At 51.3% G+C, this 3,927-nt stretch carries 4 protein-coding genes; 2 read left to right on the forward strand and 2 right to left on the reverse strand.

The genetic code is table 11. The features are described 5' to 3' along the window. Both ACEW8P_RS20100 and ACEW8P_RS20105 read left to right on the forward strand, forming a co-directional pair. Window positions 1-426 (forward strand): alpha/beta hydrolase family protein (locus tag ACEW8P_RS20100; RefSeq protein WP_373514862.1); only part of this gene is annotated, 426 nt, incomplete at its 5' end. Window positions 427-582: 156 nt separating this feature from the next. Further along, window positions 583-2,007 (forward strand): glycoside hydrolase family 28 protein, encoded by a 1,425-nt coding sequence (locus ACEW8P_RS20105; RefSeq protein WP_373514863.1) that lies wholly within the window; start codon window positions 583-585, stop codon window positions 2,005-2,007. A gap of 318 nt (window positions 2,008-2,325) precedes the next feature. On the opposite strand, the gene ACEW8P_RS20110 is transcribed toward ACEW8P_RS20105, so the two are convergent. Next, window positions 2,326-3,366 carry a c-type cytochrome gene (locus ACEW8P_RS20110; RefSeq protein WP_373514864.1) on the reverse strand — a complete coding sequence of 347 codons (1,041 nt, stop codon included), beginning with the start codon at window positions 3,364-3,366 and terminating at the stop codon, window positions 2,326-2,328. 44 nt (window positions 3,367-3,410) lie between these two features. Next, window positions 3,411-3,824, reverse strand: a complete 414-nt coding sequence (locus ACEW8P_RS20115; RefSeq protein ID WP_373514865.1) for a DsrE family protein — start codon at window positions 3,822-3,824, stop codon at window positions 3,411-3,413. Window positions 3,825-3,927 lie beyond the last annotated feature (103 nt).

Genomic DNA, 3,927 nt, shown 5'->3' on the forward strand with positions numbered 1-3,927 from the left:
CACAGCAATCTATTCAAAGCAGGCATCGCCCGTTCCGGAGCTTACAACCGGACGCTGACGCCCTTTGGCTTCCAGAACGAGCAGCGTACGTACTGGCAGTCGCCGGAGGTATACAACACCATGTCGCCCTTCATGAACGCCGATAAGATGAAGACGCCGCTGCTGCTCGTTCACGGCGAGGCCGACAACAACACTGGTACTTACCCTATCCAGTCAGAGCGATACTTCAACGCCTTAAAAGGCATGGGAGCCACGGCTAAGCTGGTGTTCCTGCCCTACGAAAGCCACGGCTATGCGGCGCAGGAATCTATTTTGCATATGCTGTACGAGATGAATGGCTGGCTGGATAAGTACGTGAAAGGGGATGGTACTTCGGCGGCTTCTTCGGGGCCAGCCAAAATGGGGGGCGGGGTAGATAATAAGTGAGGAGAGATACCTGATTTTTGTGGTTACTTCTCTCAATAGTAGGTTTGGATCAAGTTATTCCTCCATCGCCGAATCGGCCTCAAATACTAAATGGATGTGCCGAAGGAGGTTCTCGCTAGGCTGATCTTTTTGTACACCCGTTTTGCTCTCATTTTTATGACCAAAAATTCCCTTCGTTTTTCATTCCTTATCCTCCTGGCACTGACGCTTAGTTTGGTGGCTTGCCGAACCGACACGGCGAGTACCGGAGAAAGCGCCGATGAACCCTGGGATGCCGTACCGGCTATTCTTGAACAAATCAAGGAACCAACGTTTCGGGATAACGACTATACAATTACAAGTTTTGGGGCAATTGGCGATGGCAAGAATGATTGCTCGAAGGCGTTCAGGCAAGCGATTGAAGCCTGTCATCGGGAGGGCGGCGGCCGGGTCGTGGTTCCAGTCGGTAATTTTCTGACAGGGGCCGTTCATTTGAAAAGTAATGTCAATCTACACGTTGTCAAAGGAGCCACAATTTCTTTTTCTACGCAGCCCGACGATTACCTGCCGCTGGTACACACTCGCTGGGAGGGCGTGGAACTGATGGGTTATTCGCCTTTGATCTACGCTTTTGAACAAAAAAACATTGCCATCACCGGCGAAGGGACACTCGATGGCCGCGCCGACCAAACCAACTGGTGGCCCTGGAAAGGCAATGAACACTACGGCTTCAAAGCCGGAACCCCCAGCCAGGTGGACAAAGACAAGCGGGCTGCCCTGTTCGATATGGCCGAACGCGGGATACCCGTAACCGAGCGGAAATTCGGCAACGGCTCGTACCTCCGTCCGCAGTTTGTGCAGCCCTACCGCTGCGAAAATGTGCTGATTCAGGGCGTTACGCTCATCAATTCACCTATGTGGCTGCTCAATCCGGTACTTTGCACCAATGTGACGATCGACAACGTGACCCTTACCAGCAACGGCCCCAACAACGATGGCTGCGATCCTGAATCCTGCAAAAATGTATTGATCAAGAATTGCTATTTTAATACGGGAGACGATTGCATTGCCATCAAATCGGGGCGGAACGCCGATGGCCGACGCCTGAACATCCCGAGCGAGAATATCGTCATTCAAGATTGCGAAATGGCCAACGGTCACGGGGGCGTCGTCATTGGTAGTGAAGTGTCGGGCGGAGTACGGAACGTGTTCGCTCAAAAGTGCAAAATGAGCAGTCCCGAACTGGAAAGGGCGTTGCGGATCAAAACCAATACGGCCCGCGGGGGCGTGATCGAGAATATTTACTTCAGGGACATCGAAGTTGGACAGGTGAAGGAGCAAACCATCATCGCCACCATGATGTACGAAGACACGGGAAGCTATATGCCTACGATCAGGAACATCGAGGTGCGGAACATGACGGTCAGGAAGGGCGGAAAGACGGGGATTTTACTGGAAGGCTACAAAGAATCGCCCATCAGCAACGTCCGGTTGGTCAATGTAAAAATCCAAGGTGTGAAGGTGCCCTACCAGTTCACCCACACGTCAGGTATTATGGCCACCGATCTGAAAATCAATGGAAAAGAAGTATTGCTGGAATAATAAATCCCGCATTTCCGACCCTATCCAGTTGGAATCTAGCAAGCGAGACATTGAGAATGAAAAGTAGTTTGCCACCGTTTGGTGAACGGCTATGGTGTTTCATGGCTGAGTATCCAGACCCCGATGGTAAGTACTAATCCGCCGAAGGCGCTTTGTAGTACGAGGGCAGGTAGTCGCAGGGCCATAGCTTAGACCGCACCCATCCTGAACAGGTACACCAGAATAGGTACCGAAAGGACAGACCCGCCTCCTCTCATACTACCCAGGACCAGGCCCACCACAAACAAAGCTATGTAACCAACTACCTCCATAGAGTTATTAGTTCGCTACTTTCATCGGGTCAAACGGTCCGTATTTATGCTGCTGTTCGGTAAAAGAATCGGCATAGGGGCCAAAAGGATGATCCACGGGTTTTTGGGAAATATCCGGCCAATCCTGCGATAAATCTTTCTTAGGCCTGCGCATGGAATTCACGTAAGCTGCCACGTCCCAGGCTTCCTCATCGGTAAGCAATGTATTTTCGAAAGTCACCCCGTAAGGCATGTTGGCCTTGACGAAGGCAGCAAATCCCGATACCCGGTATAAGCCAGCGCCGATATTATAACTCCCCTCGCCGTACAATGGAGGATAAGTCCATTCCCGTCCGTTGGTGGCTAACTGTCCTTCCCCATTGGGCCCATGGCACTGGACGCAGTACTGCCCGAATACCTGCTTCCCCCGTTTGGGATCGGCTGGTCGGTCGAGCGGTTCAATCTGAAACCTGCCAAAGCCAGGTAGTTCTTCTCCTTTGCCCACGCCGCCTCCCACCCATTTGAGGTACGCCACCATGGCCTGCATTTCGGGGCTGTGTTCCGCCAGCTTTTGTCCATTCAAACTGCGCTCAAAACAATCGTTGATCCGGGCTTCATAATCGACCATTTTGCCCGAGCGCTTCCGTATCTTGGGATAAGCAGAGGCCACTCGTCCGAAATTATTGCCATAGGGTACCGTACCTGCTTTCAGGTGACAGTTCTGGCAGTTCATGCCATTGCTCATGGCTAGTACTTTTCCTTCTGGCCCCAGGTATACGGAGGTGTGGGCGATCAACTCTTTGCCATACCGGATTTTTTCACCTTCCGCACCAGCCGGGATGGTTGTACTATCCGGAGCTTGCCACAGGGCATTGGGTGGAGCGGGTGGGGTGGAATTTTCTGGCAAATGGCTTGATTCCAGCACAGAACCTTGGGCAACGGGCTGGCCGAAAAACCCCAGCGCGTAGCCCACGACCAGCAGTGCTACTCCCGCTACGAAAAAGACTAAGCCCTTCAACAGTCGTATCAGTTTTATGATATTTCTAATGATTTCCCGCTCGTCTTCCATAGTTTTTTGTCATTAGGAGCATCAGATCTTAACCAGGATCCTCATTAATGGGCTTCCTTGATATAGGCCCAGCCTTCTCCCTGCTTGGTGACAATCTCCAGAATACCATCCGGCACTGTGGTGACTCCCGCAACTAATTGCGAAGTACCTACTTGCCGTCTCTTCAAGGAAGCTTCGCAGACTTTGAAAGAAACGTTTTTATTATCCTTCAACGAAAGCAGATCCTCGGTAACCGAAGAATGATCTTTAAGTACCATGTCCAGCGCCCCACTGTACACTACCACCTCGAATTGTGATTCGGGATAGGCCTTGGTCATCATCTTTACGTGCCGCATGGCAGACTGATGGGTAGATGGTTCCTTGCTCGTTACGTCAAAGACAACCTTTATGGGCTTGGTCTGTCCCCAGGCCATGGCAGAAAAAAGGAAAGCGGCGAATACTAACAAATATCGTTTCATAACTTTTGGATTGAGCTTTGTGAAAAATGTAGAACAATTAGTAAGTAGGGACTTTCCGGGCGTCACCCAGAAAGTCCTGGCTGCATCATCCGCCTGCGTAGAT

This window comes from Persicitalea sp., assembly GCF_041751555.1.
Classification (GTDB): domain Bacteria; phylum Bacteroidota; class Bacteroidia; order Cytophagales; family Spirosomataceae; genus Persicitalea.

Bases quoted from the DNA above. Each gene is read 5' to 3' on its own strand.
- ACEW8P_RS20115 (WP_373514865.1), bottom strand. From the start codon at position 3,824: ATGAAACGATATTTGTTAGTATTCGCCGCTTTCCTTTTTTCTGCCATG.
- ACEW8P_RS20110 (WP_373514864.1), bottom strand. From the start codon at position 3,366: ATGGAAGACGAGCGGGAAATCATTAGAAATATCATAAAACTGATACGA.
- ACEW8P_RS20105 (WP_373514863.1), top strand. From the start codon at position 583: ATGACCAAAAATTCCCTTCGTTTTTCATTCCTTATCCTCCTGGCACTG.